The sequence below is a fragment of the Comamonas sp. B21-038 genome, from assembly GCF_022387135.1.
Lineage (GTDB): Bacteria > Pseudomonadota > Gammaproteobacteria > Burkholderiales > Burkholderiaceae_C > Comamonas > Comamonas sediminis.
This window is the reverse complement of the sequence record NZ_CP092462.1, coordinates 4,671,980-4,698,540: the sequence shown is the minus strand read 5'-3', so window position 1 is coordinate 4,698,540 and position 26,561 is coordinate 4,671,980. Positions and strand designations below refer to the sequence as shown.

Sequence of the window (26,561 nt, the reverse complement as noted above, 5' to 3'; positions counted from 1 at the left end):
ATGCTAGGCAGGGGCCCGTGCCATCACAACGACGCATTTCATGCATCGATATGCCAACAGCGGCTAAGAAAAAAGAGGCATAAGCCTCTTTCTGGGGTGTCTAAAGCCATCCACTGCAACGGCCCCGCTGGGACGCGCTGCGGTGGATGCCGCATCAGAACAGCACGCGGCAGCGAATAGTGCCGGCGATCTGGGCCAGCTTCTCCAGCGCCAGCGCCGACGATTCCTGGTCGATATCGATCACCACGTAGCCCACCTTCTCATCGGTGCGCAGGTACTGGCCGGCGATGTTGATGCCGTTGTCGGCCAGCACCTGGTTGATGGCAGACAGGATGCCGGGGCGGTTCTCATGCACGTGCAGGATGCGGTTCTTGCCCGGGTGCTCGGGCAGTGCTACTTCGGGGAAGTTGACCGCCGAGGTGGTGGTGCCGTTGTCGCTGTACTTGACCAGCTTTTCTGCCACTTCCAGGCCGATGTTGGCCTGGGCTTCCATCGTCGAGCCGCCGATGTGCGGTGTCAGGATCACGTTGTCCATGCCGCGCAGCGGCGACTGGAACTCATCCTTGTTGCTCTTGGGCTCGACCGGGAACACGTCGATGGCAGCGCCCAGCAGCTTCTTGTCCTTCAGTGCCTGGGCCAGGGCATCGAGGTCCACCACGGTGCCGCGCGAGGCATTGATCAGGATGCTGCCGGGCTTCATCGCCGCGATCTGCGCCGCGCCGATCATGTTGTGGGTGGAGGCCAGCTCGGGCACGTGCAGGGTCACGATATCGGACTGCTCCAGCAGCGCATGGAGGTTGGCGGCCTGGTGCGCATTGCCCAGCGGCAGCTTGGTGACCACATCATGGAACACCACCTTCATGCCCAGGCCTTCGGCCAGCACCGACAGCTGCGTGCCAATGGAGCCGTAGCCGACGATGCCCAGCGTCTTGCCCCGGATCTCGAAGGCGTTGTCGGCGCTTTTCTTCCAGCCGCCCCGGTGCGATACCGCGTTCTTCTCGGGGATGCCACGCAGCAGCAGGATGGCTTCGGCCAGCACCAGCTCAGCGACGGAGCGGGTGTTGGAGAAAGGCGCGTTGAAGACCGCAATACCGCGCTCGCGCGCCGCATTCAGATCGACCTGGTTGGTGCCAATGCAAAAGCAACCCACGGCGACCAGCTTGTTGGCCGCGGCAAACACATCGGCTGTCAGCTGCGTGCGGGAGCGGATGCCGACAAAGTGTACGTCGGCGATCTTGCGCTTGAGCTCCTCGCCCTCCAAGGCGCCGGTCAGCGCCTCGACCTGGGTATAACCCGCCGCCTGCAACACCTTGAGCGCGGAAGGGTGGATGCCCTCGAGCAGCAAGAACTTGATCTTCGATTTATCCAGCGATGTTTTGGTCATGAATGCGCGCTTTCTCTTTCACAAACAACAGCGGTCTGCCCCAACGGCTGCGATCGGCAGCTGGCAGACCCGGGTCGATCATGGCGCAGAACCTTTGCCATTACGTGTTGTCGGGTTGACCCTAGGTCCTACGCGGCGCAGCCGGCGCCACCCGCCGCTTGTCCAGGCCTGCCGCCCTGCACAGCTGAAGCACTTGATTTGCTTGGTTTTTCAGCACCCGGGTGGTTCGCCGACAAGCGCCGGGCTTCAACCCTGGCCTGCAAAGGGTGAGGCTGCGTGGTACAAAAAGCAGGTGATTCTGTGACACAACCGCAAGGAGTTTTGCATGACAACTGCCCCCACCCACAGCCTGTTCGACCCGATACAAGTGGGCGATCTGGCGCTGGCCAACCGCATCGCGATGGCGCCGCTGACGCGCAACCGTTCGCCCAACGCCGTGCCCCAACCGATGACGGCTACCTACTATGCCCAGCGCGCCAGCGCGGGCTTGCTGATCACCGAGGCCACCGCCATCAGCCACCAGGGCCAGGGTTATGCCGATGTGCCGGGCCTGTACGAGCAGGACCAGCTTGACGGCTGGAGCAAGGTGACCCACGCCGTGCATGCCAAGGGCGGCAAGATCGTCTGCCAGCTGTGGCATGTGGGCCGCGTCTCCCATCGCCTGCTGCAGCCGGGCCAGCAGGCCCCGGTGGCCCCTTCGGCCATCACTGCCAAGACCAAGACCTACCTGATTGACCACGCCACGGGAGAAGGCCGCTTCGAGCCGACCTCCGAGCCGCGCGCACTGGATGCCGAGGAGATCCCCGGCATCGTGCACAGCTTTGCTGCGGCTGCCCGCAATGCGGTCAAGACGGCCGGCTTTGATGGCGTCGAGATCCACGGCGCCAATGGCTACCTGCTGGACCAGTTCCTGAAGACCGGCGCCAATGTGCGCCGCGACGACTACGGCGGCTCGATTGAAAACCGCGCCCGCCTGACCCTGGAAGTCACCCGCGCGGTGATCGATGCGGTAGGCCGTGGCCGGGTGGGTATCCGGCTCTCGCCGGTCACCCCGGCCAATGGCATCGATGACGCCGATCCGCAAAGCCTGTTCACCTACCTGGCCCACCAGCTGGCGCCGCTGGGGCTGGCCTATATCCATGTGATCGAGGGCGCCACCGGGGGCCCGCGCGAGGTGGAAGGCCGCCCCTTCGACTACGAAGCGTTCAAGGCGGAATACCGCCGCGCCGGCGGCAAGGCGGCCTGGGTGGTGAACAACGGCTATGACCGCGAACTGGCCGAACAGGCCGTGGCCAGCGGCCAGGCCGACATCGTCGCCTTTGGCCGGCCCTACATTGCCAACCCGGACCTGGTCGAGCGCCTGCGCAGCGGTGCCGCGCTCAATACCGGCGACAGCAGCACCTACTATGGCGGTGGCGAGAAGGGGTATACCGACTACCCCACCCTCGCCGGCTAAGCGCCTTGAGCGGCCTGGGCCTACAAAGAACCTGTTCCAAGGCCTGGGCTGCTGCTTCACGGTATTTTGGTAGAGTGCGCAGATGCCATTGACTCCTCTCTTCCGCACCACCTTCTGCCTGCTGCTGGTCCCCGGCCTGGCCGCCTGCTCCATCCTTTGGCCCTCCAAAAAAGAGGCCGATCCTGCGCCCCGCGCGCCCCAGCAGGCGCCCAGCGGCAAACCGGCGCCGCAAGCACCTGCCGCCGCAGCGGCCAGCATCAGCGAGGCCGACCTGGCCGGCATCTGGGAATGCCAGTTCCAGATCAGCATGGGCAAGGACAGTGCCAGCTTCACCTACACCAACCAGTTCAACCCCGACCACACGTTGCGCTCGCAGGCCTTTCTGGCCTATGACATGCCCAGTACCGAGCAGCAGTACCGCTTTGTGCTGCAAGGCACGGGCCATTGGCGCATTGATGGCAGCACGATCACGATGATCGTGCCCAAGGTGGTCAAGCAGGACCGCTCCGAACACAAGAAGCCCGAACTGATGAACGACAAGGACCTGGTCCCCGAGGATTTGAGCGATACCTGGGCGGTGCAGGCGCACAAGGGCAAGAACCTGCGCGTGACCGTTGGCAGCCTGGCTGATGCCATGCTCTGCAACAAGGAATAAGGCCGGGCCTCGCATGGATTCGCTGACCCTGGCCTTTTTGCCGCTGGCGCTATGGTGGCCGGTGGCCACCGGCCTGTCCTTGCTGCTGGTGCTGAGCGCCGTGCTATGGATGTTTCTGCAGAACCGGCCGCCGCGGCAGCAGGCATCCGCAGGCCGTCCGGCCTGGCTGCCGTGGGCGTTTGCACTGTTTGCGCTGGTCTGGTGGGGCTTTGGCTTTGCTTTCGCGCTGTGGCCGCTCACCGAGCTGGATGAACTGGGCCAATGGGCCCGCGCCAGCAGTTATGTGCTGGTGCCGCTGTGGATAGGCGGCGTGGCCTGGGTGGGCGCGCTGCTGGTGCAGCGCCTGCTGCGCAGCACGGCGGCCATGCGCGGCTAGCGCGGCGCCACCGGTTGGCGGCGATTGCCGATTGACAGCCGCCCCATTTGCGCGACACTGGTGCTTACCCCTGAGTTGGAGGCCTGCCATGACCGATATCGACAGCATCAACCTCGACAAACTGCGCAATATCGTGCAGAAGTTCACGCACCGCGACTTTACCGCCGCCCAGATTGCCGATGACTACTGGGATGGCGCGGCCGAACAGATCGGCGCCAGCGGCGCGCAGTTTGAAGCCGTTTTGCAGCGCAATGCGGCACTGCTGGGCATCCAGACGGTGGGCAGCCATCAGCCCGCGCGCTGGCATGTAGCGGCCTGAGACGCCGGCCCCTCATCCATGCCACACCGCACCGCCGCCCAGCGGTGCTAGGCTTGCACCATGCTGCAGCCCGCCCGCCTCCATTTCCGTGATTTCTCTCCCGCCGACCTGTTCGTCGTCGCCCATGCGATGGGCGACGCACGGCTGACCGCGTTCTACGGACTGGAAACGGCGCACAGTGATGCCCGCGTCATTGCGCAGGAACAGCTCGATTGGTATGCCAGCGTCGCCAGCGAAGGCAGCGGCTGGTGGCAGGCGGTGCTGCTGGACGGGGCCGTCATCGCAGCCGTCGGCATCTACGACCATGACGACGAGGCCGACAGCGCCGATCTGGGCTACTGGTTGCTGCCCGACCATTGGGGCCACGGTTGGATGGACCAGGCACTGCGCCAGTGGCTGCCCGGCGCATTTGGGCGGCTGGGCTTGCACAGCGTGGTGGCCTATGTGGAGCCCGAGAATGCGGCATCGACCCGTTTGCTGGGCCGCCTGGGCTTTTGCCATGAAGGCCTGCTGCGCGACTGCAGCAAGCGCGATGGCGCCTACGTATCGCTGCAGCGCTATTCGCTGCTGGTGAGCGAGCTACCGGGCTTGTAGCGTAAAGGGGCTCAGGCCGGCCGGCCATCCCGCACATGGCAGCCATGGAGGTGGTCATTGACCATGCCCATCGCCTGCATGAAGGCGTAAACCGTGGTGGGGCCGACAAACTTCCAGCCGCGCTTTTTCAGATCCCTCGACAGCGCCACGGCCTCGGGCGCCACGCCCATCTGGCGCACGGCCTCCAACGTGATCCGCTCCGGGCGGCTTGCCGGCGCTGGCGCAAAGCGCCACAGGTAGGCGTCAAAACTGCCAAATTCTCGCTGCAGCTCAGCCAGGCGCAGGGCATTGTTGATCACCGCCTCGATCTTGCCCCGGTGGCGCACAATGCCGGCGTCGGCCAGCAGGCGCTGCACATCCTCGGCACCGAACTGCGCAACCTGCTGCGCATCGAACTGCGCAAAGGCCGCCCGGAAGGACTCGCGCTTGTTCAGAATCGTCAGCCAGCTCAGGCCGGCCTGAAAGCCTTCCAGGCAGATCTTCTCGAACAAGCGGCGGTCATCATGCACGGGGAAGCCCCATTCATGGTCGTGGTAGTGCTGGTAGAGGGGCGAGGCCATGCACCAGCTGCAACGCGCGCGCTGGTCGTCGGCCAGGGCCAGGCCTGGGGCGAGGGTGTCGAGGGGCATGGAGGTTGCGCGCGGCTACTTGGAAGCAGCCGGGGTCCAGTAGGGTTTGAGGCTTTGGGCCTCTGCGTCAAAGCGCAGGTTGGTGGCCTTGATTTCTTCGTTGATCGTGGCGATCTGCTCGTCGACTTCCTTGAAGTCACGTCGGTTGCCATCCAGGCGCGCCTGCAGCAGGGCAGGCGCCTTGCTGGGGTCCTTTTTGTAGAACTCCATGTCCTGGTCGATCTTCTTGCGGTCTTCGAGCAAGAAGGTGCGGCGCTCCTGCACGATACGGATCTGCGCACGCAACACATCGACGGCTTCGGCACGCTCGGCGTCATGGGCGGCCTTGGTGGGAAAGCGTGTGGCCAGCGCGCGCTCGCGCCGTTTGCCATCATTGGCGCGGTAGCGCTCTTCTGCCTCACGGCGCTGCTGCGCGGCCTGCTCGGCACGCTCGCGCTCGGAATAGGCCGGCCCGACCGTGCGCACCGCACCGCCGGGCATCGTGACCTGCTGCTCGCGGTCCGCACAGGCAGGAATGGGCCGGTCCGCCGTCAGGCGGCGGCCAGCCGCATCCACGCAGCTGTAGACCATGGAGGCCGACGGGGACTTCTGGGCATGGCTGGCGCCAGCGAGCGCCAGCATACCGATGGCCAAAGCAGCTGCACACCTGTCCTTCCGCATTGCTAGATCCTTATCATTCAAAACTATCGAATTCTAATAATCAATTGCCAACGCCATAACGTTCCCGGTAAGCCAGCACCTGACTGTGGTGTTCACGCATCGATTCTGCGGCCGGGCCCTGGGCCAGGAAGGCCAGCAGGTCCTCCAGCCTGGCAATGGTGCAGACCTGCATTCCCAGCTGGTCGCGCACATACTGCACCGCACTATGGGCAACGTCCTTGCCATTCTCAGTGGCTTTCTCCTGTCTGTCCAATGCAATGGCCATCGCATGGGGAATGGCGCCCGCGCCCTTGATGAGCGCAATCGATTCGCGCGCAGCAGTGCCGGCCGACATCACATCGTCAATGATCAGCACCCGGCCTTGGAGCGGCGCGCCCACCAGGCTGCCGCCTTCGCCATGGTCCTTGGCTTCCTTGCGGTTGTAGGCAAAGGGCACGTTCTTGCCCTGGCGCGCCAGCTCCACGGCCACGGTCGCGGCCAGCGGAATGCCCTTGTAGGCCGGTCCAAACACCATGTCGAACGCCACACCGCTGGCCAGAATCGCTTTTGCATAGAATTCGGACAGGCGCGCCATCTTGGCGCCATCATCAAACAACCCGGCATTGAAAAAATACGGGCTGATGCGGCCGGCCTTGGTGGTGAACTGCCCAAAGCGCAGCACGCCGGCTTCGACGGCAAACTCTACAAAATCCTGTGCCAACTGCGCATCTGCGCCTGGCTGTGGGAGACTATCGACCATGACCCAATCCTTGTTCAAATTAACCAGCCTCAACCTCAACGGCATCCGCTCCGCTGCCACCAAGGGCGTGATCCCCTGGATTGAGACAACCCGGCCCGATTGTATTTGTGTGCAGGAAATCAAGGCACAGCAAGCGGATATGCTGGACAAGTTCGACGTTATCGACGAGATGAACGGGTATTTCCAGTTTGCCGAGAAGAAGGGCTACTCGGGGGTGGGCATCTACACCCGCCATGCACCCAGCGATGTGGTGGTCGGCTTTTCGCCCAACGAGTTCGATGCCGAAGGCCGCTACGTGGAGCTGCGCTTTGACACGCCCACGCGCAAGCTGTCGATCATCAGCTGCTACTTTCCCAGCGGCAGCTCGGGGGACATCCGCCAGGCTGCCAAGTACCGCTTTCTGGCCGAGCTGCACCCGCACCTGATGCGCTTGCGGGCCGAGCGCGACTTCATCCTCTGCGGCGACATCAACATTGCCCACACCAACGCCGATATCAAGAACTGGCGCAGCAACCAGAAGAACAGCGGCTTCCTGCCCGAAGAACGCAGCTGGATGACCCAGCTGCTGGAGAAGGAGACCGAGACCGGCGGCCTGGTCGACGTGTACCGCGTGCTGCAGCCCGATACCACCGACGCCTGCTACACCTGGTGGAGCAACCGGGGCCAGGCCTATGCCAACAATGTGGGATGGCGCCTGGACTACCACCTGGCCACGCCAGCGATTGCCGCACTGGCCCGCAAGGAGCACATCTACAAGGATGTGAAGTTCTCCGACCACGCGCCCATCACGATCGATTACGATTTCCAGCTCTGATCCCAATGCCCAGCCACGCGTCCCAGCGGCCGGGAGCCCAGACCACCCACCGGGAGCTTTCCATGCGCATCACTGCAGCACCCCTTCTTCTGGCTGCCCTGCTGGCCAGCAGCGCCGTTAGTGCCCGGGATGCATCGGATTACAGCACGCAGGAACTGGTCGAGGCGCTGGCCCAGCGCCTGTCCAAGGTGCTGCTGGCGGGCCCTACGCGTGATGCGCCGCCCAGTACCGCAGCCATTGTCATGCTGGAGGGCAAGGGCCTGCGCCTGGCGCCACGGCTGCAATCCACCCCGGCGATGCGGGTGCTGAGCCAGGAGCAACTGGTGGCCGAGCAGCGCGCCAACTTTCTGATCATCTCGCAGCTGGGCCAGCAGGGCGCGGACATGCTCGTCGACTACGAGACGCCCAACAATGCCTCGTTCGGTACCTTGCGCATCCAGGACAAGGACGGCAAGCTGGTGTTCAAGGCCGAGGACACCTACCGCAGCAGCAGTGGCGCGCGGGCCACCTATGCACGCCTGTACGGCGGCCTGCCCTGCCGCAATGGCAGCGAGATGGCCTACCGCTTCAACTATGCCGACCGCTATGCGCGCAGCGGCGAATGCCCGGTGGCGCGCTTTCCCAGCAGCGATTCCGCCTTCGAGTGGTAAGCATCCGTCCTAGGCGCTGCCCTTGAGGCTGGCCAGCACCTCGTCGAGCATCTGCTTGGCATCGCCAAACAGCATGCGGTTGTTGTCTTTGTAGAACAGCGGGTTGTCCACGCCGGCATAACCGGCCGCCATCGAGCGCTTCATCACGATGGACTGGCGCGCCTTCCAGACCTCCAGCACCGGCATGCCGGCAATGGGGCTCGCAGGGTCGTCCTGGGCGGCGGGGTTCACGATGTCATTGGCGCCGATGACCATGGCCACATCGGTATCGGGAAAGTCGTCGTTGATCTCGTCCATCTCCAGCACGATGTCATAGGGCAGCTTGGCCTCGGCCAGCAGCACATTCATGTGGCCGGGCATGCGGCCCGCCACCGGGTGGATCGCAAAGCGCACCTCCACCCCGCGCTCGCGCAGGCTACGGGTGATCTCGTTGACGGTGTGCTGTGCCTGGGCCACGGCCATGCCGTAACCGGGCACGATGACCACGCGCTTGGCCTCGCGCAGCATCTCGGCGGTCTCGGCCGCGGTTACCGCCACCACCTCGCCCTGGGGCGCTGCGCCTGCCTGGCCCGCTGCTGCGGGCGTGCCACTGCCAAAGCCGCCGGCGATCACACTGATAAAGCTGCGGTTCATCGCCTGGCACATGATGTAGCTCAGGATCGCACCCGACGAGCCCACCAGCGCACCGGTGACGATCAGCAGGTCATTGCCCAGCATGAAGCCGGTGGCGGCGGCCGCCCAGCCCGAGTAGCTGTTGAGCATCGACACCACCACCGGCATGTCGGCGCCGCCAATGGCCATCACCATGTGCACGCCAAACAGCAGTGCGATGGCCGTCATCACGAGCAGCGCCAGCATGCCCAGGCCCAGCGATGCGGTCTGCACAAACCAGCAGCCCAGCGCAACCACCACGACCAGCCCCAGCAGGTTGAGCAGATGCCGCCCCGGCAGCAGCAGCGGTTTGCCGCCGATGCGGCCATTGAGCTTGCCAAAGGCCACCAGCGAGCCCGAGAAGGTAACAGCGCCGATGAGAATGCCGATATAGATCTCAGCCGCGTGGATGGCCTTCTCAGCGCCCTGCAACGGATGGGAGGTATCGACATAGCTGGCAAAACCCACCAGGCAGGCGGCCAGGCCGACCAGGCTGTGCATCAGCGCCACGAGCTCGGGCATCTGGGTCATCTTGACCCGCTTGGCGGCATACAGCCCGATGCCGCCGCCCAGCACCAGCGCGATGACAATGGCCACCACGCCAGATTGCGACACGCGCGGGCCGAACACGGTCACCAGCACCGCCAGGCCCATGCCCAGCATGCCCAGCAGGTTGCCGCGCCGCGCGGTCTCGGGGTGTGACAGCCCGCCCAGGCTGAGGATGAACAAAATGGCAGCGCCCAGGTAGGCAACGGTTGCAAGGCTTTCGGTCATGCGGTTCTACCCCCCGGCCTATTTGCGGAACATGGCCAGCATGCGGCGCGTCACCGCAAAACCACCAAACATATTGATCGCCGTGAGCACCAGGGCCACAAAGGCCAGTGCGCCAATCAGCAGCCCCGGCCGGTCCGTGCCCACCACGCCGGGCGGCGCTATCTGCACCAGCGCGCCAATCGCGATGATGCTGGATATCGCATTGGTCACGCTCATCAGCGGTGTGTGCAGGGCGGGCGTCACATTCCAGACGACCATGTAGCCGATAAAGCAGGCCAGCACAAACACCGTGAGGTGGCCCAGGAAGGCCGCCGGCGCATGCGCGCCAATGAGCCAGAAGAGCAGCGCCAGCACCGCAAAGAGGATGGCCAAGGTGCGCGCAGGCAGAGGGCTGCCGGCACCATGGCCATGGCCCCGCTTTTTGGCCGCTGCCGGGCTGGCTGCGGCCGTGCCCGCAGCAGCCGTGGCAGCAGCCGCTGCCGGCTTGGCCACCGGCGCCGCCGCCAGCGCAGGCGCGGGCCAGCTGATGCTGCCCTGGTACACCACCGTGAGGCCCCGGATCGCATCGTCCTCCATGTTCACCACTGCATGCCCATCCTTGGCCTTGCACAGCTCCTCGGCCAGGCGCAGCAGGTTGTTGGCGTACAAGGTGGAGGACTGCGCCGCCAGGCGCGAGGCCAGGTCGGTGTAGCCCACAATCGTCACGCCGTGGCGCACCACGGCCTCGCCGGGCACCGTCAGCTCACAGTTGCCGCCCTGCTCGGCGGCCATGTCCACAATCACGCTGCCGGGCTTCATCGCCTGCACCATCTCGGCCGTGACCAAGCGCGGCGCCGGCTTGCCGGGGATCAGGGCCGTGGTGATGATGATGTCGGCCCATGCGGCCTGCTGCGCATACATCAGGCGTTGCGCTGCCTGAAAGCCCTCGCTCATCACCTTGGCGTAGCCGCCGCCACCACCGCCCTCTTCGGCGTAATCCACCGGCACAAAGGTACCGCCCAGCGACACCACCTGGTCCGCCGCCTCGGCCCGCGTATCGTTGGCGCGCACCACCGCGCCCAGGCTGACGGCCGTGCCAATCGCCGACAAGCCCGCCACCCCGGCACCCGCAATAAACACCTGTGCAGGCGGCACCTTGCCGGCCGCGGTGATCTGCCCGCTGAAAAAGCGCCCAAAGGCATGGGCCGCCTCGACCACTGCCCGGTAGCCGCTGACACCTGCCATCGAGGTCAGCGCATCCATCTTCTGCGCGCGGCTCAAGGTGCGCGGCAGCGCATCCATCGCCAGCACCGTCAGCCCCTTGGCCGCCAGCTGCGCCATCAGCTCCGGGTTTTGCGCAGGCCAGATAAAACCGACCAGCATCTGGCCGGCATGCATCCATTCGCATTCTTCAGCAGTAGGTGGCCGCACCTTGAAGAGAATGTCGGCCCCCGCCCAGATCGCCGAGCTGGGCATGACCTGCGCACCCGCTGCGCGGTAGGCCTCGTCGCCAAAACTGGCCGCCTCGCCAGCGCCTGCCGCGACGCTGACGCGAAAGCCCAGTTTCACCAGCTTCTCCACCACCGCAGGCACGGTGGCCACGCGCTTTTCAACGGCGAATATCTCGCGCGGCACTCCTATGCATTGCGGGTTGGCCGGCGGTGGCTGCGGCGCCGCTGCTGCTGACATCGGTGGCGAGGTGCTGGACATGGATGCGCGCTCCTGGTTCAGGGATCAATGGGCTTGCAGCGCGCCGGTGTGCCCGGCCATGCCTGCAGCGCAGAACCCCTTGTATCACGGGCCAGCGGTTTGGGCTACGCGCATTTTTGCCTAGGGCCGCCCATCGCGCATCGCGCCCTTCAGTCCAATACACCCAGCCCCATCGCATTGCCGTGGCGGTCGCGCAAACGGGTCATCGTGCCACCACGGTTCATGATCGGCATTTGCAAGAACTGGTGCCATGCCCAACCCGCCTCGGGGGCAAGTTGCCCACAGCTGACGTCCCCATCGTATCGATCGCTCACCAAAGAACAAAACACCGAGCCATCGGCGGTGGTCACCACGTCCCCGACCACCTGGGTCAGCTCCAAGGTCTTCTGAGCACTGTGAAGAAACCACTTGCCCAGCATCGCTTCGGGAAAATTGGTCGGCTTCTCCAACTGCAAACGGCGGATACGAACCGGGCTTTCTCCCGGCAATTGCAATTGGCCCACGGTCCACCACAACAACGCTTCGTTGGGCGGGGTATCAGAGCGGTCATTGGCGATATCGTAGGCAAACTCCAGCTGCGCATGGCCTGCCTGGCTGCGCCATTGCGCGGATTGCTTGGCGCCGCCCACACTGCGGCCGCCTGCATACTCGTCCATTGGAATGGCGGCCACCGAAGCCATGGATTTCACCCCTTTGCTCAGATAGGGCGCACTGCCCATATGAAAGCTCGGCTGCAGATCGTCGCGGTAATGGTAGACCTGCAAGATGGCCGTATTGCCCTGGATGTCCAGCGCCAGCCCTCTGCCCGGCTTGCCGGTCAGCTCATCCTCCACCACCCAGGTGCCATTGATCGGCATCAAGGTCGAGACGTTTTCCGTGGAATAGCAGCTGACCTGGCAGACGCCACCTCGCATAAAAAGCCCGCGCTGGTAGTTCTGCTCGATGGAGGTGGTCCATGTTGTGTTGCCCTCTTGGCGGCGGCCTCCTACTTCGTAGGCTCCCAGGTTATGGCCGGTAATGGTTTGCGCCTTTCCCGCCGGTGCACCTTGCAATTGCACGCTGCCCACCAGGTCATAGCCCACCAGCTCAAAAGTCAATGCCGCCACGCGATAGCTCGCCGCATCATTGGCCGGTGCGGCTGTGTTGGGGTGCGAGCAATGCCAACGCGCGCGCTGACCCTGCAGTTCGCAGTTCAGCTCTTCAAAAACAGTGAAGACAGGTCTGTTGTAACCTGCCTGTGCCTCCATCAAAGTGAGTCGGAAGCGGCCATCCGACATCGGCGTCAGTTCGCTCTTCCATTGGTTGCTCACATCACCCTGGGCATCCTGCACCAGCATCCTCAGAACGCGAATCCCCGTCTGTGCACGCGGGTTCGTGACGTTGGCGTCATCGCTGCGCACCACAAAGCGTTCGATAGCCGACTCCGGCTCGCCGGGGAACTGCACCGTGCCCGCGACGCCGTTGCGAAAACTCACACGCACATTCCCAATGGATTTGTCTTCAACGGCATCGCGCGCCTCACTGCCAAAGCTGCGGCCGCCCTTGTAGCGCATCAGTGGCGCAGTGACGCTGTTGCCGACCATCTGGCCGGTGGCTGTGTAGAACGTGGCATCCCCATTCTTCTCATAGCCAAACACCTGCATGAAGAAGGTGTTGCCCTGCACATCAATCGCCAGGCCTCGGCCGGGCTTGCCGTCGAGCTCATCGCTCACCACCCAGGTGCCCGCCTGAGGCGTGAAGTCGCGCGCCGCCCAACCAGGGCTGCTTAACAACGCGGCGCCCGCCAGAACGACGGATTGAAAAAATGGATTACCCAGCGCTTTATTCACCTTCTGCCTCCTTTGATTATTGAGGCAGTATATACAGCAATTCAGCAATATTGCATTTGCCAATACATATCATGCAGTTGTGCAAATGCATGGCGTACTACTCAAGGCGCGTGCACCGGGTATAAAGAAATTTCCAGCCCGATTCCCAAGGCTCCGGCAAGCTGTACGAGCACAGCAGGAAAGGCCAGATATTGAAACCCTTCCTCTCTGGCCTCTCGCGCAAAGTCCAGCGTCGCGGCCGACTCCGGCGTCTGCATCATCCATCGGATATCGGCGGCATGGCCACTTAGAAATGCCAACGCATCCTGCAGCTGGCCGGGAACATCATCGAAGTCGCAGTCACTCACCAGAAAATGGGCGGTGCCGCTTTCCAGCCGATAGGGTTGGATCGTGGTATTCACCAAACAAGCTTCCACATTCAAAGCTGAAACTCGCAATACTGCGCTCATCGCCAATATCTCCCTCGCTGTTTTTGGTGCTTTATTGCGCTAGAGAATGGCCGATTATTCAGGCGACTCTCCAAGCAAAAATTCTAGCGAAGATGCCGCGAGGCCCGGCATCTTCTGTCTTTGCATGGGTGGGGTTCTACACCCAAAGGTCATTCGCCACCGTACGCGCCCCCGCCTCCCCATCCCCCGTATTGGCCACCCCGCGCGGCTCGATCAGCAGCAGCTTGACCTCGGCCTGCGCAAAGGGCTTGTGCTCGAGGCCCTGGGGGATGACGGCCATCTGGCCGGCCTGCAGGTGGAGGGCACGGATGCTGCCGCTGGCATCGCGCAGGTCGATGCGCAACTCGCCGCCCAGGACGATGAAGGTTTCGTCGGTGTCGCTGTGCTGGTGCCACAGAAATTCGCCGGCGATCTTGACGACCTTGAACTGGTAGTCGTTCATCTCTGCAACCACGCGCGGCTGCCAATGGCCCTGCAGCTGGGCGATCTTGCCCAGCAGATCGATGGACTGGCCTTGGCCTCGGTGGTGGGGTGCGGGAGATGTTTCGGCAGGTGCTGACATGGTGGTGCTGTAGGTGTTGAAAACAGCAGCCAGCTTAAGCATGCGCAGCCCGGACGTATTGAACGTTTGTGGTGCCGGGTTCAGCGAGGTGGTGCATGGCGCATCACCTGCAGCCAGCGCCCCGGGGTGATGCCAAAGGTCTTCAGAAAATGCCGCGTCATATGGCTTTGGTCGGCAAAGCCGGCGTCCTGGGCGGCGTCGGCCAGTGACAGGCCCGCCAGCAGCAGGCGCCGCACGGCATCGAGCCGGCGCATCGTCAGGTAGCGGTAGGGGCTGGTGCCATAGAACATGCGGAAATCATGCGACAGGCTCCAGCGGTCGCGGCCGGTGGCCGCCTCCAGCTCGTCCAGTGCCACGACCCGGGTGGCATGGGCCTGCAGGTAGTCACGCGCGCGGCGGGCGGCCTGGTAGTCACCCTTGGCCTTGGCGCGCCGCGTGCCGGGCCCGCCGGTGGCAGCGGCCAGCGCATGGGCCAGCTGCGCCAGCGCATCGCTTTGCTCCAGCGGCTCGACCACCTCATCCACACCTTGCAGCAAGGCCTGGGCAGCGGCCGATATCGCCGGGTCGTGGGTGATGCCGCCTTCCAGAAAAGGCAGCACGCTGCCGCCCAGAATGTCCTGGATCAGCGCGGGTTCCACATAGACCATGCGGTAGCGAAAGCCCTCGTCCGTGCCGGCCTGCCCGTCATGCGCCTCGTCGGGATGCAGCACCAGGGTGCTGCCGGCCAGGCTGTCGCGCCGGCCGCGCCGGTAGTGAAAGCTCTGCACGCCCGCCAAGGTGCGCCCGATCGCATAGGTGTCGTGGCGGTGCATCGCGTAGGCAGGGCCCTGGAACCAGGCCTCGATGCGCTCCATGGCGCCGGAGGCCGGGCTGCGCAGCACCCAATCCGAACGTGGCAAGGCAGGAGGGCGGGGCATCAAACCTCCAGAAAAGACGTAGAACCGATGGGCGAAGCACTGATTTTACGGGGCATCCCCCAAGCGGCACCCCACCACCTGCGGCTCCAAACCCCACCCAGCCCCCTCGTCCATAGCAGCTTGCCGCACAATAGCCGGATTGCGCCCTGCATCCGCGGCCTGCGCGCTGCCGCCAGCCCCAACAAACCATGCTCCACTACCATACGATTCCCGTCACCGCGTTTCAGCAAAACTGCTCCCTGGTCTGGTGCGACCAGCAGATGGAGGCCGCCGTCATCGATCCCGGCGGCGATCTCGACCGCATCGAGGCGGAGATTGCACGCCTCGGTCTGCAGCTCAAGGCCATCTGGCTGACCCATGCGCATATCGACCATGCCGGTGGCGCCGGTGAGCTGGCCGAGCAGCGCGGGCTGCCGATCATTGGCCCGCACCCGGGCGACCAGTTCTGGATTGATGGCCTACCCCAGCAAAGCCAGATGTTTGGCTTTCCGCCCGCGCAAAGCTTTGTGCCCACGCGCTGGCTGCAGGATGGCGATACGGTCAGCATCGGGCAGGAGACCTTGCAGGTGCGCCACTGCCCCGGCCACACCCCTGGCCATGTGGTTTTCCATGCGCCGCAAATCGCGCGCTGCTTTGTTGGCGATGTGCTGTTTGCCGGCAGCATCGGCCGCACCGATTTCCCCCAGGGCAACCACCAGCAGCTGATCGACTCCATCACCCAGCGGCTGTGGCCCATGGGCGATGCGACGGTGTTCATCCCCGGTCATGGTCCCGAGAGCAGCTTTGGCCGCGAACGCCAAAGCAACCCCTATGTGGGTGGGACCTGATCTCCAGCGAAGGGTCTAACGCCCAAGGCCAGCGGCATGCCGCTGGCCTTTTTTGCGTAGATGCCGATCAGAACCTGGCGGTCAGCGACGCATAGAACGAGCGGCCCGGCTCGTTGTAGGTCGCGGCACCGGCACCGTAGATGGTGCGCGGGTTGTTCACGCCCACGGCATTGCCCATGCGGTAGAGGCGCTTGTCAAACAGGTTCTTGATGCCGGCGGTCAGGGTGACATCCTTGCTGAAGCTGTAGCGCGCGCCCACGCCGACCAGCGCATAAGGGGCCAGGCGGCGGGTTTCCTCGCCGGTCAGCGGCAGGCCCTGGTAGTCGAGCTTGTTGGGCTTTTGGCCGCCATACCAAGTCACCGAGCCAAGCAGTTGCAAGGCGTTGGTGGTCTGCCATTCCACCCGCGAGTTGAGCGTGTACTTGGGGATGATGGACAGCTGCTCGCCGGTGGTCTTGTTCTTGCTCTGCACCATGTAGGTGAGGTTGTTGCTCAGGCGCACTGCAGGGCCCAGCTTGATGTTGAACGTGCCCTCCACGCCAGACACCACCGCCTTGGGGATGTTGGTCCAGGTGAACACATCGGCATTGGCATAGGCGCCCGTACCGCCAGTAGCGCTGCCCACCGGGGTCATGCCCGCATCGATCTTGTTGCGGTAGTCGTTGTGGAACAGGGTCACACCGGCCAGCAGGCCCTCGTCGGCGTACTCGATGCCCAGCTCCTTGTTGATGCTGGTCTCGGGCTTGAGGTCGGCATTGCCCATCAGGTAGCAGGCACCGCCCGCGCCCCAGCAGCCAATGCCGCGGCTGTAGAGCAGGTAGTTGGGGTTCATCTGGTAGAGGTTCGGAGCCTTGTAGGCCCGTGCCACGCCGGCCTTCAACGTGACCTTGTCCGTCAGGTAGTGCGACAGGTTCAGCGACGGGCTCCAGTTGGTGCCCACCTCGCTGTGCTGGTCCAGGCGCAGGCCGGGGGTCAGCAAGGTGCGGGCGTTGAGCTCGATGTTGTCTTCGACAAAGACCGAGGCAATGCGCGAGGAGATCTTGCCGCTGCGGCCGGTGTTGTCCACCCCCGGCACGCTGCCGGCCTCGGTCGTGGTCTGCGATACCGAGTTGCTGTCTTCCAACTCTTGCTCGACCCACTCGGCGCCCACAGTCATCACATGGGGCAGGCTGCCCCATTTGCCCCGGGCGCTGACCTCGCCATGGGCGGTCAGGATGTCGAGCTTGGAGGTGCCATAGGCATCGCTGGAGAACAGGCCTTCGGTGCCGCCGGCCAGGCCCTCGTTCAGGCGGGTGTTGCGCGTGGTTTCGTACTGCAGGTAGGCGGTGGAGCTGCCAAAGTCATACTCGCCCTTGTGCGTGACGGCATAGGTGGAGCGGTACATGCGGTTGGTCTCGGTCCCCAGCGCATCGAGCACGCGCTGCGAGGTGGCGACCAGGTTGCCATTCGCGTCGACCGTGTAGTTGTTGGTGTTTTGCGTATCGCCCGCATAGATATTGCCCTGGCGCGCAAAGCTGGCATCGAAGTCGATGCGGTGCCCCGCTGCGGGCTTGAGGCTCAGCCGCCCCGACAGATTACGGTCGCGCACGCCTTCGCGGCCCGCAGGGAAGGTGCCGGCATAGATGCCGGTGCGGGTCGAGGCATGGCCTTGGTTGATGTCCCAGGCGTCCGCATCGGTCTTGTCGATATTGCCGCTCAGGCGAAAGCCCAGTTGCTCCGAGATGGGCCCGGCCAGCGAGAAGCTGGTGCGGCTGCTGCTGCCGTCGCGCGAATCTTCGGGCTGGTTGTAGTAGACCGTCGCGCTGCCGCTCAGCTTGTCGGGGATGCCCTTGGTGATGATGTTGACCACGCCGCCAGCGGCGCCATTGCCATAGCGGGCCGCGGCGGGGCCGCGCAGCACCTCGATCTGCTCGACGGCCTCTTGCGGCACCCAGTTCATGTCACCCCGGGTGTCGCGTTCGCCGCGCCAGCCGTAGCGCACCGATCCCCGGCTGTTGACGGGTTTGCCGTCGACGAGGATCAAGGTGTTTTCCGGGCCCATGCCGCGCAGGTCGATCTGGCGGTTGTTGCCGCGCTGGCCGCTGCTGGAGTTGCTGGTGAGGTTCACACCGGGCTGCTGGCGCAGCACATCGGCCAGGTCATTGCTCGGCTGGCTGTCCAGGTCTTCGCGCGTGACGGTCGATACGCCCGGTGCCTGCTTCCAGGCGCTTTCTGCCGTGCCCAGCACCTGCACGGTCTCCAAGGTCGGATCCTGCTCCGGCGGTGTGGTTGCCGCTGCCTGGGTCTGTGCCTGCGCTGCCGCCTGCACACCCACTACCAGCACCGCTGCTGCCACGGCGCGCAAGCGCCACCCCTGTTCCCCTGCCTGGATCGACATACCGCCCCTTTTTTGAAAGACAAATGATTTTCATTACCAAGTACTGAATTCTTCCATCCCGGGGGCGCTCCGTGGTTTGCGCGGGCAACAAAGATGTTTGCGCCAGCGGCAGTGCCGTCCGGCGGAGACCAGGCAATGGATGCGGACGGAAGAGCGCGCGCTTTTAGACCCGTGCTCGCGCCAGCTTGGGCGCCAGGCCAAAGCGCCTGCGGTAGGCGGTGGCAAAGTTGGCAGCGCTGGTGTAGCCGGCCAGCAGCGCCGCCTGGCCCACGGTGATGCCGTCGCGCTCCAGCGCCTGGCGGGCGCGCTGCAGCCGGCATTCGCGCAAGAACTCGAATACGGTAGTGCCGTATACGCTGCGGAACTGGCGCTGCAAGGTGCTGGCATTGACACCGGCCTGGCGCGCAATCGCATCCATCGACAGCGCATCGGCCTGGCCCGAGGCCAGAAACGCCTGCAGCTCGCGCAGCCGCTGGTGTTCACGCGGCAGCAGGCCTGCGGCGCTGGCGCCTGGGGCGGCGGCCTCGCCATCCCCCACGGTGGCCAGTGCCTCGCCCAGCAGCTCCAGCGCATGGCTTTCCAGGTACATGTGCTGCAGCAGCGGCGCCAAGGCTGGCGGATGGACGATCTGCTCGGCAATCACGGCGGCGCGGGGCGACAGCTGCCAGCGGCGCGTGGCCAGGTGCTCATGCATGAAGCGCTGCAGATCGGGCCAGGCGGCCCCGTCGCCACCACCGGCCTGGGCCAGCCAGGTGGGAGTGAGCCCCAGGCTGACCCGGCGTGAATACACGCCCGAGCGCGCGCGCCGCTCAAAGCGTTCGCGCTCGGCCACCGACACCAGCGCCGCGCTGGCGCCCGCGCCTGCATGGCTCAGCGCCACCCGGGTCAAACCGTAGGAGACATCAATGCGCCCTTCCAGCAGCACCACCAGGCGCAGCCCGGCACCGATCTCGGCCTGCGCAGTCTGGTCGCGCAGGTCGCAACCGTCCTCGCTGTGCAGGTGCAGGCCCGGGCGCAGTTCGCGCAGCCGCGAGACATGCGCGCGCAGGTCCGCCTGATCCGCCTCTGGGCTGGATGCAGGATCAGCGCTGTGCATGGGCCAGGCCGGTAGCGGGTGGAAGGGGTGCCCGGCATGCGCAAACATTTTTCTTGCTGCAGCAAACATGGGCCAAGCGGGTTTGTGCCATGCTTGCCATGATAATTTCTTAATGCAAATCATTCTCAAGCCCATGGTTGATTTGCCGCAAGCCCCGCCCCTATGCACATTGCCCTGTTCCCCTTCCCTACCCTGCCCTTGGCCCAGCTGGCCGATGGGACCCGGCGCCGTTTGCTGGGCCTGGGCGCCGCGCTTGCGCTGCCCGGCTGCGCCTGGCAAAGCAGCCTGCAGGACGCCCCGCCCGTGACCCTGCCCGGCACGCGGCAGCTGGACCTGCGCGCGCCCGGCATGCCGGGCCCGGGCGCACCGGAGCGCGTGCACCGCATCATGGTGGCCGTGCCGCCCGCCCCGCCGCCGCCCCAAGGCTACCCGGTGCTCTATCTGCTGGATGGCAACCTGCTGTTCACACCCACCGCGCAGCTGATGCGCAACCGCTTTGCGCGCGGCCCCTCGGTGCCCACGCAAGGCGCGGTGGTCGTCGGCCTGGGCTATGCCGACAGCGCGGTGCTGGACCTGAGCGCCCGCAGCTATGACTACACCCCGCCTGCGCCCGGGCCGGCCACCGATGCGCGCGGGCGTGCCGAAGGCGGCGCCGACCATTTTCTGGATTTCATCGACCAGCAGGTGCGCCCGCTGGTGGAGGCGAGCTGGCCGATCGACCGGGCGCGCCAGACCTTTTTTGGCCACTCGTATGGCGGCCTCTGCGTGCTGCATGCGCTGCTGACCCGGCCGGGCAGCTTTCAGCGCTATGTCGCCGCCAGCCCCTCGATCTGGTGGCGCGATGGCTTGGTGCTGCAAGCCTTGCCCGGCTTTTTGGCACAGGCCGCGAACCGGCCTGCCGATGCAGTGGCGCTGCAGCTGTTGCTGACGCAGGGTGAGCGGGAAGCGCGGCCTGCCGCGCCATCGACGCAGTCTTCGCCGCCGGCATCCGCCAGCGACCCGGCCCGTGATGCGATACGGCGCCAGCGCCAGAACGCGCCCGGCATTCCGGCCTTGATGGAAAGTCTGCGCGGCGCGCCCGGCCTGGCGCTGCGCTATACCAGCTTTCCCGGAGCCGACCACGGCGGCGCGATGCTGCCAGCGGCGCAGCAGGCGTTGGCAATGGCTCTGCAGGACTGATCGCCCGACGCCATGACTTCATCGACCGACACCCCATTCAGCACCCAAGGCCAGGTAGCGACGCCAGAGGCCAGCCGCTACCTGCAGCGGCTGTGCTACCACTTCAGCCGCAAGATCAAGGTGCAGTACGACAGCCTGCAGGGCGAAGCGCAGTTCCCCTGGGGCCACTGCAGTTTGCGGGCCGACGAACGCATGCTCTCCTTTGTCTGCAGCGCAGACGATGCCCTGGCGCTGGCACGGGTGCGCCATGCCATCGATGCGCATGTGGCGTTGTTCTCGCGCAAGAACCCGATGCAGGTGGAATGGGTGTGAGAGCGTTCAGGCCGGGGCTCTAGCGCTTGGCGCGCTCGTAAAGACCTTGCACCTTGGGCACATTCGCCTCCAGGTTGGCGATGCGGTCCGGCCCGGTCGGGTGGGTGGACAGAAAGCCGATGCCGCCCTTGCCGGTGGCAGCACCCATCTTTTCCCACAGCGTCACGGCGGCCTGCGGCGCATAGCCGGCACGTGCAGCGATCTCCAGCCCGACCAGATCGGCATCGGACTCGTCGGAGCGGCTGAACTTGAGCGTCAGCAGCTGGCCGCCCAGGTTGGCTGCGGCCGTGCCCATATCGCCCAGCCCAAAAATGGCCGCGCCCAGACGGATGCCCAGCCCGGTGGCCTGGGTCTTGGCCAGTTGCTCGCGGGAGTGCTCGCGCAGCGCATGCGCCATCTCGTGGCCCATGACCATCGCAATCTCATCGTCGCTGAGTTGGAGCTGGTCGATCAGCCCGGTGTAGAACACGATCTTGCCGCCCGGCATGCAAAACGCGTTGATCTGCTTGCTGCCGATCAGGTTCACCTGCCACTGCCAGTCCTTGGCGCGCGGGTTCCAGGGCAGGGCCTGCGCAATCAGGCGCTGGGCAATCGTCTGGAGGCGCTGCAGCTGCGCATTGCCCGGCCCCGCCAACGCACCCTGCTCTTTGGCCTGCGCCAGCAGCTCGGCGTACTGCTGCTGCGCCGCCTGCTCTAGCGTCTCGGCCGGCACCAGATTGCGCAGCGCGGACGACTTGCCCACATCGACCTGCGCCCAGGCGCTGCCCGCCCCCACCACGGCGGCACCCGCCACCAGCGTTTGCAACCAGGCGCGGCGCCCGTGGCAGGCACAGCTGAACAACGGTGTCGGGTGAGGCAGGTCAGGCATTCCAGTTCCAATCATGAAAACGCGATGATTGCACAGCGGTTGTATCCCCAAATACGATTTCGCTTAGCACATTAATAAATATATTTAATAAATAAATTGCAAACTATGTTTCGCTCTGGTACAAATCTACACCCAATTACATTTGCTCCAAAGCAAAACAGGCCCGCCCATGCCTCATCTGCGTTTTCTGGCCGCCGCGAGCATCGCGCTTGGCCTTGCCTCTGCTGCGCATGCGCAGATGGAGATTCCTGCTGGCTCTGAAGGGAGCCTAGGCGGTGGCAGCCAGGACCTGGGCTGTGAGGCCGTCACCATTGCGGGCAGCTATGCACTGGACGGTGGCACGCTGCAAAACGCTGGGGCCTTTTTGATCGAAACGGGTGGCGTGCTCGATGCCCAGGGCAGCATCCAGCTGGGCTCCGATTTTCGCAACCAGGGCAGCTTGAACGCAGCGGCCAGCACCATGGTTTTCGACGGCTCCTGCGCCGCGCCGGGCGCCAGCCTCACCGTCTCCGGCATCACCACGGTAGCCAACCTTACCTTCAGCTCCAGCAGCGGTCAAAGCTTTGTGCTGCCCAACGGCGCCAATATCGTCGTTACGGGCAACCTGGTGCTGCAAGGCCAGCCGGGCCAGCCGCTGCAGATCACCAGCGCATCCGGCCAGCCAGCGACCTTCACCTTGGGCCCGGGCGCACAAGTCACGCAGCAGAACGTCAACCTGGTCAATGTCTACATCGGCACACCGCCTAGCGCGGCGCCGGTCGCGGTGCCGGTCTCCGGCCTGGGCTGGACGGCCAGCCTCGCACTGCTGCTTTCGCTTTTGTCCTGGGGCGCATTGCGCTCTGCCCGCATCCGCTCTTTTCTGAGAACCCAGCCATGAACCTCGTCACCTCCTTCTTCCACAGCCGTTGGCTGGCCGGCGGCATCATGGCCCTGGCTGCGAGCGCCGCATGGTCTGCCGATACCAGCTTCAAGCCGGCGGCAGGCTCCGGCTTTGTCATCAAGGACCAGGCCAACCAGGATCTGTTCCGGGTGCAGGGCACCGGCGAAACCTATGTACCGCCAGTCCGTACCGCGCCCGAGTCCGGCACCGAGCAGCTGTGCATGGACCCTGCCACCGGCCGCCTGCTGCGCTGTGCCGATGGCATTGGCACCGGTGCCACCGGACCCGCCGGCCCCGCGGGGCCGCAAGGTGAAGTTGGCCCAGCCGGCGCCATCGGACCGGCTGGCCCTGCAGGCCCCACTGGCGCCGTGGGCCCTGCTGGCGCGGTAGGTCCTGCAGGGGCTACCGGCCCTGCGGGTCCCGCCGGTCCGACAGGAACTGCGGGCCCAGTCGGCCCGGCTGGCGCTACGGGTAACACGGGCCCTGCGGGCCCGCAAGGGATACAAGGGCCCGTCGGCCCCGCCGGTGCGACCGGTCCCCAAGGCCCTATAGGCCCTACCGGCCCTACCGGTTCCCAAGGCTCCATTGCAGCGATCATTCAGCGCTCGGACACCAAAACAGGTGAACTCTGCGAGGCCACCGCCTGCTGCTCGGTCAATGAACAAGTGGTCGGCGGCGGCTATAGAGCCGCCAACGCCAAGGGTGGGAATGCGAACTTCGATGTCCGTGTCTCTGCCAATGCACCGGCCGAGTCTCTCAGCTGTGCCAGCACGCAAGGATGGTCGGTGCGGGTGCTCAACTCCTTCGCAGGAGATGGCTCCTTGAGCTGCACGGCCTATGCGCTGTGCGCCCCGGTCTCCGCACCATGACCCTCGCAGCCGCTCCCTGCCCCCCAGGCCCGACCCGCCAGGGTCTGCGCCTGCAGGGCATCACCACCATGCGCCTGCCCTGGCGCCTGGAGGTAGCGGCTGCCTTGCATGAAGCCCAGCAACTGCCCGAATCCCTATGGCGCATGCATTTCAACCAGGGCCGGCACGATGGTGGCTGGCAAGCGCTGGCCTTGCGGGCATCGGCCCAGGCGCCGTCGGACATCATGCCGATGGATGCCAGTTTGGACGCGTATGCCGACTGCGAGGCGCTGCAGGCCTGCCCCGCCATTGCCGCCCTGCTGCACAGCCTGGACCTGCAGTGGAAATCGGTGCGCCTGATGCGCCTGCAGCCTGACAGCGAAATCATGGAGCACACCGATGCAGGCCTGTGCGCGGCCGAGGGCGATGCCCGGCTGCACATTCCCTTGCAGACCGAAGAGCGGGTTTTTTTCCATTTGGGTGGCCAGCGGGTGCCGATGCGCGTGGGTGAATGCTGGTACACCGATGTGTCCCTGCCCCACCGCGTGCGCAACCGCAGCGGCAAGGCACGCATCCACCTGGTGGCAGATGCGCTGGTGGACGAGCGCCTGGCACAGGCGTTTGCCGCCGGTGACCAGGGCGAGCCAGCGCCTGAAGACGGTGATCCCTGGTTGGCTTTTGAACAGTTTCGCGAGCGCGTGTTTGCGCAAGAAGCACTGGCCGATGCGCTGGCCGGCTGCGCCGACCTGGCCAGCCTGAGCGACCGCAGCATTGCGCTGGGCCAGGCCCAGGGCCTGGTGTTTGATGCCTCCGATGTCGAATCGGCGATGAAGGCCGGGCGCCGCGCCTGGAATGCCCAATGGATGCTCTGACCCTCCAGGGCTGGCGGCCCGTTCGGCTGTACCACGATGGCAACCAGACCATGGTGGACTGGGCGCGCCTGGGCGATGCACCGCTGCGCGCCCCCTTCTACCAGGAGAGCCTCAAGCCGCTGCTCAACCTGCCGTTCAACCAGGCCTTCCGCCGGCAGACCCCGCTGCAAGTGCTGCTGGACTGGCAGGCGCAGTCGCCGGGTATCACTCCTTGCCTGCTGGTGTTCCATGTCTCGCGCTGCGGCTCCACCTTGTTCCCCCAGGCACTGGCGCAAAGCGCCCACCACCTGGCGATGTCCGAGCCGCCACCGGTCGATTTCCTGCTGCGCGAGGCACGGGTCAATGGCTGGCTCAGCCCCGCGCAATCCATTGCCGCGCTGCGTGCCTGGATGAGCGCCTGGGCCCAGCGCAGCGATGCGGCCAGCCCGGCGCTGCAATCGGCCAGCCTCAAGATCGACGCCTGGAACACCGACCAGGCACCGCTGTTGATGCAGGCCTGGCCTGAGGCCTTGCCGGTCTTTTTGACCCGCGAGCCGCTGGCGGTGCTGGTGTCGCAGATGCAGGAGCGCGCTTTCTACCTCGTTCCCGGCGCCTTTGGCCCCACGTTCGGCCTGCCGGGCCTGAGCCTGCTGGAGCAGGCCACGATGCCGCCCGCACAGTACTGCGCACGCATGCTGGGCCACATTTATGCGGACATGGCCCGGGTGGCCGATCCGGCGCAAGCGCTGGTGCTGGACCATGCCCAGCTGCCCGAGGCCATCGAGCAGTGGGTGCTGCCACGCATGTCCTGGCAACCCGATGCAAAAGCCATGCAGGCGCTGCGCGAGCGCCTGTCGCGCCACGGCAAGCGGCCGCATGAACCCTTTGCCCAGGACACCAACGACAAACATGCCAAGGCCGACGCCGCACTGCGCGCGCTGGCCGCGCAATGGATGGCCCCCCATTACCAGCAATTGCGGGCCCGGTGCGACGCCCATGACCGCGCAGAGACTCTCACCGAGGCCGCTCTATGACCATGATTCCAAGACGCCATTTTCTCGCCTCCACCAGCGTGGCCGTCAGCACGACCGGCGGCTGGAGTGCTGCGCAGGCGCTGGTCCACAGCGCCCCGGCCCCGCAAACGGCCAAGGCCTGGCAGCTGCTGGCCGTGGCGCCGCAGTCGCACAAGGTGGCCACTCTGGGCTCGGACTACCGCCGAGGCCTGGAGCTGGGCCTGGCCCAGCGGCCGGAGATCGCTGTACAGCTGCACTGGGTGGAAGCCCCACCCACCCCCAGCCGTGCCGCCCGCAGCATCACGGCGGCAATGGATCAGCTGCCCCAACTGCATGGCGTTGTCGGCTGGATGCCGCCCGCCGTCGAAGCCAGGGTGGCCGCCCATGCGCAACCCAGGGGGCTGCCTCTGTGGGCCAGCGATACCGGTGCCGATCTGCCTGCCGATGCCAAGCCGGGCCAGCCCCAGGCCGTCGTGCGCCACAGCCTGGATCTGTGCGGCAGCGCCGCGCAGCTGGCGCAGGCCGTCTACCAACAACTAGGCCCACGGGCCGTGCTGGCGGTGGGCCATATGGAAGGTGGCTACGACTTTGTTTATACCTTTGAACATAGTTACCGTGCGCTGGGTGGACGGGTGCTTGCCCGCCATGTGGGTCAGTTTGGGCCGCAGAGCGAGGAATTTGACGGCTTGCGTACTGCCGTTTTCAGCCACCGGCCTGATGCCGTTGTCGCTTTCTACTCAGGTCCGCAGTTGGCCCGCTTTGCTCACTGGTGGCAGGCGCATGCGCAGTCGCAGGGTGATTGGGGGCTGGCTGGTTTTCCGTGGTTGGGGGATGTACATACCGGGGCCAATGCCGTCACCGCCGGTGCATGGCCCGGCGCTGCTCAAGCCGAACCGCTTTGGAAGCATCGTTTTGAGCTGGCAGCAGTGCCTTGGACTGCTGCCGCGCTGATGGGTGCCGAGGCAGGTTACAGCATTGCGGCCGCGATCGAGAATGTTACTCAGCAACCATCGACTTCTGCATTGCACCAAGCTTGGCAAAAGTCAGTGTTGCGGGGACCGCTCGCTATCCGGCCACACACAGCGATCTCAAGCCGCCGCGTAAACAACCGCCCGAACACCCCACTTATCAGCGGATGGCTTAATGGCTATCTGCAAACCTAA

At 65.2% G+C, this 26,561-nt stretch carries 28 protein-coding genes; 15 read left to right on the top strand and 13 right to left on the bottom strand.

Annotation, left to right across the window (positions count from 1 at the left end):
• Positions 1-154 precede the first annotated feature (154 nt).
• Complete coding sequence (gene serA / locus MJ205_RS21315; protein ID WP_239810271.1) at positions 155-1,384, bottom strand: phosphoglycerate dehydrogenase; 1,230 nt, start codon at positions 1,382-1,384, stop codon at positions 155-157.
• 325 nt (positions 1,385-1,709) lie between these two features.
• Between serA and MJ205_RS21310 the strand changes: the two genes are divergently transcribed.
• The 5 genes from MJ205_RS21310 (at position 1,710) to MJ205_RS21290 (ending at position 4,784) form a co-directional block, all read left to right on the top strand.
• On the top strand, positions 1,710-2,840 hold the full coding sequence (locus MJ205_RS21310) for an alkene reductase (RefSeq protein WP_239810270.1): 1,131 nt from the start codon (positions 1,710-1,712) through the stop codon (positions 2,838-2,840).
• 82 nt (positions 2,841-2,922) lie between these two features.
• Entirely contained in the window at positions 2,923-3,495 is a 573-nt protein-coding gene (locus tag MJ205_RS21305; RefSeq protein WP_239810269.1) for a hypothetical protein, read from the top strand.
• Positions 3,496-3,508: 13 nt separating this feature from the next.
• Positions 3,509-3,871 (top strand): hypothetical protein, encoded by a 363-nt coding sequence (locus MJ205_RS21300; RefSeq protein WP_239810268.1) that lies wholly within the window; start codon positions 3,509-3,511, stop codon positions 3,869-3,871.
• Between the two features lie 88 nt (positions 3,872-3,959).
• Positions 3,960-4,190, top strand: a complete 231-nt coding sequence (locus tag MJ205_RS21295; protein WP_021026822.1) for a hypothetical protein — start codon at positions 3,960-3,962, stop codon at positions 4,188-4,190.
• 60 nt (positions 4,191-4,250) lie between these two features.
• Positions 4,251-4,784 (top strand): GNAT family N-acetyltransferase, encoded by a 534-nt coding sequence (locus MJ205_RS21290; protein ID WP_239810267.1) that lies wholly within the window; start codon positions 4,251-4,253, stop codon positions 4,782-4,784.
• Between the two features lie 11 nt (positions 4,785-4,795).
• Here MJ205_RS21290 and MJ205_RS21285 read toward each other — a convergent pair whose 3' ends face one another.
• The 3 genes from MJ205_RS21285 to pyrE all read right to left on the bottom strand — a co-directional run bounded on the left by MJ205_RS21285 (position 4,796) and on the right by pyrE (position 6,812).
• Positions 4,796-5,413, bottom strand: a complete 618-nt coding sequence (locus MJ205_RS21285; RefSeq protein ID WP_239810266.1) for a DNA-3-methyladenine glycosylase I — start codon at positions 5,411-5,413, stop codon at positions 4,796-4,798.
• Positions 5,414-5,428: 15 nt separating this feature from the next.
• Positions 5,429-6,034: a DUF4124 domain-containing protein gene (locus MJ205_RS21280; protein WP_239810265.1), complete on the bottom strand. Its 606-nt coding sequence runs from the start codon at positions 6,032-6,034 to the stop codon at positions 5,429-5,431.
• A gap of 79 nt (positions 6,035-6,113) precedes the next feature.
• Positions 6,114-6,812 carry an orotate phosphoribosyltransferase gene (gene pyrE, locus MJ205_RS21275; RefSeq protein WP_239810264.1) on the bottom strand — a complete coding sequence of 233 codons (699 nt, stop codon included), beginning with the start codon at positions 6,810-6,812 and terminating at the stop codon, positions 6,114-6,116.
• A 10-nt stretch (positions 6,813-6,822) separates the two neighbouring features.
• Between pyrE and MJ205_RS21270 the strand changes: the two genes are divergently transcribed.
• Complete coding sequence (locus MJ205_RS21270) at positions 6,823-7,626, top strand: exodeoxyribonuclease III (protein ID WP_239812822.1); 804 nt, start codon at positions 6,823-6,825, stop codon at positions 7,624-7,626.
• A gap of 62 nt (positions 7,627-7,688) precedes the next feature.
• The gene (locus MJ205_RS21265; RefSeq protein WP_239810263.1) at positions 7,689-8,276 is read left to right on the top strand and encodes a hypothetical protein; all 588 of its coding nucleotides are present in this window, start codon (positions 7,689-7,691) and stop codon (positions 8,274-8,276) included.
• A gap of 9 nt (positions 8,277-8,285) precedes the next feature.
• Here the strand turns inward: MJ205_RS21265 and pntB are convergent, their stop codons facing one another.
• From pntB to MJ205_RS21235, 6 genes are all read right to left on the bottom strand, one after another.
• Complete coding sequence (gene pntB, locus MJ205_RS21260; RefSeq protein WP_239810262.1) at positions 8,286-9,701, bottom strand: Re/Si-specific NAD(P)(+) transhydrogenase subunit beta; 1,416 nt, start codon at positions 9,699-9,701, stop codon at positions 8,286-8,288.
• An 18-nt stretch (positions 9,702-9,719) separates the two neighbouring features.
• On the bottom strand, positions 9,720-11,369 hold the full coding sequence (locus MJ205_RS21255) for a Re/Si-specific NAD(P)(+) transhydrogenase subunit alpha (protein ID WP_239812821.1): 1,650 nt from the start codon (positions 11,367-11,369) through the stop codon (positions 9,720-9,722).
• A gap of 170 nt (positions 11,370-11,539) precedes the next feature.
• Positions 11,540-13,282, bottom strand: coding sequence for a hypothetical protein (locus MJ205_RS21250; protein WP_239810261.1), 1,743 nt, complete (start codon positions 13,280-13,282; stop codon positions 11,540-11,542).
• Between the two features lie 38 nt (positions 13,283-13,320).
• Positions 13,321-13,668: a hypothetical protein gene (locus tag MJ205_RS21245; protein WP_239810260.1), complete on the bottom strand. Its 348-nt coding sequence runs from the start codon at positions 13,666-13,668 to the stop codon at positions 13,321-13,323.
• A gap of 136 nt (positions 13,669-13,804) precedes the next feature.
• Positions 13,805-14,230 (bottom strand): cupin domain-containing protein, encoded by a 426-nt coding sequence (locus MJ205_RS21240; protein WP_239810259.1) that lies wholly within the window; start codon positions 14,228-14,230, stop codon positions 13,805-13,807.
• 80 nt (positions 14,231-14,310) lie between these two features.
• Positions 14,311-15,147, bottom strand: a complete 837-nt coding sequence (locus MJ205_RS21235; protein WP_239810258.1) for an AraC family transcriptional regulator — start codon at positions 15,145-15,147, stop codon at positions 14,311-14,313.
• A 188-nt stretch (positions 15,148-15,335) separates the two neighbouring features.
• Between MJ205_RS21235 and MJ205_RS21230 the strand changes: the two genes are divergently transcribed.
• On the top strand, positions 15,336-15,974 hold the full coding sequence (locus tag MJ205_RS21230) for an MBL fold metallo-hydrolase (RefSeq protein WP_239810257.1): 639 nt from the start codon (positions 15,336-15,338) through the stop codon (positions 15,972-15,974).
• Between the two features lie 67 nt (positions 15,975-16,041).
• On the opposite strand, the gene MJ205_RS21225 is transcribed toward MJ205_RS21230, so the two are convergent.
• On the bottom strand, positions 16,042-18,351 hold the full coding sequence (locus tag MJ205_RS21225) for a TonB-dependent siderophore receptor (protein ID WP_239810256.1): 2,310 nt from the start codon (positions 18,349-18,351) through the stop codon (positions 16,042-16,044).
• Positions 18,352-18,514: 163 nt separating this feature from the next.
• On the bottom strand, positions 18,515-19,447 hold the full coding sequence (locus tag MJ205_RS21220) for a helix-turn-helix transcriptional regulator (protein WP_239810255.1): 933 nt from the start codon (positions 19,445-19,447) through the stop codon (positions 18,515-18,517).
• A 162-nt stretch (positions 19,448-19,609) separates the two neighbouring features.
• On the opposite strand from MJ205_RS21220, the gene MJ205_RS21215 reads away from it, so the two are divergent.
• Positions 19,610-20,626, top strand: a complete 1,017-nt coding sequence (locus MJ205_RS21215) for an alpha/beta hydrolase (protein ID WP_239810254.1) — start codon at positions 19,610-19,612, stop codon at positions 20,624-20,626.
• A 12-nt stretch (positions 20,627-20,638) separates the two neighbouring features.
• A complete protein-coding gene (locus tag MJ205_RS21210) occupies positions 20,639-20,938 on the top strand; it encodes a DUF2218 domain-containing protein (protein ID WP_239810253.1) in 300 nt (99 codons plus the stop codon).
• A 19-nt stretch (positions 20,939-20,957) separates the two neighbouring features.
• Here the strand turns inward: MJ205_RS21210 and MJ205_RS21205 are convergent, their stop codons facing one another.
• The gene (locus tag MJ205_RS21205; protein WP_239810252.1) at positions 20,958-21,806 is read right to left on the bottom strand and encodes a M48 family metallopeptidase; all 849 of its coding nucleotides are present in this window, start codon (positions 21,804-21,806) and stop codon (positions 20,958-20,960) included.
• A 169-nt stretch (positions 21,807-21,975) separates the two neighbouring features.
• Between MJ205_RS21205 and MJ205_RS21200 the strand changes: the two genes are divergently transcribed.
• From MJ205_RS21200 to MJ205_RS21180, 5 genes are read left to right on the top strand one after another with little or no spacing between them, the layout of a single operon-like run.
• Positions 21,976-22,683: a hypothetical protein gene (locus tag MJ205_RS21200; protein WP_239810251.1), complete on the top strand. Its 708-nt coding sequence runs from the start codon at positions 21,976-21,978 to the stop codon at positions 22,681-22,683.
• A complete protein-coding gene (locus MJ205_RS23735) occupies positions 22,680-23,555 on the top strand; it encodes a hypothetical protein (protein WP_305852705.1) in 876 nt (291 codons plus the stop codon). Before MJ205_RS21200 ends, MJ205_RS23735 begins: the two co-directional genes overlap by 4 nt.
• Positions 23,552-24,406 carry an aspartyl/asparaginyl beta-hydroxylase domain-containing protein gene (locus tag MJ205_RS21190; RefSeq protein ID WP_239810250.1) on the top strand — a complete coding sequence of 285 codons (855 nt, stop codon included), beginning with the start codon at positions 23,552-23,554 and terminating at the stop codon, positions 24,404-24,406. The genes MJ205_RS23735 and MJ205_RS21190 overlap by 4 nt, the downstream gene beginning before the upstream one ends.
• Positions 24,394-25,419 carry a sulfotransferase family protein gene (locus MJ205_RS21185; protein ID WP_239810249.1) on the top strand — a complete coding sequence of 342 codons (1,026 nt, stop codon included), beginning with the start codon at positions 24,394-24,396 and terminating at the stop codon, positions 25,417-25,419. The genes MJ205_RS21190 and MJ205_RS21185 overlap by 13 nt, the downstream gene beginning before the upstream one ends.
• On the top strand, positions 25,416-26,561 hold the full coding sequence (locus MJ205_RS21180; RefSeq protein WP_239810248.1) for a hypothetical protein: 1,146 nt from the start codon (positions 25,416-25,418) through the stop codon (positions 26,559-26,561). The genes MJ205_RS21185 and MJ205_RS21180 overlap by 4 nt, the downstream gene beginning before the upstream one ends.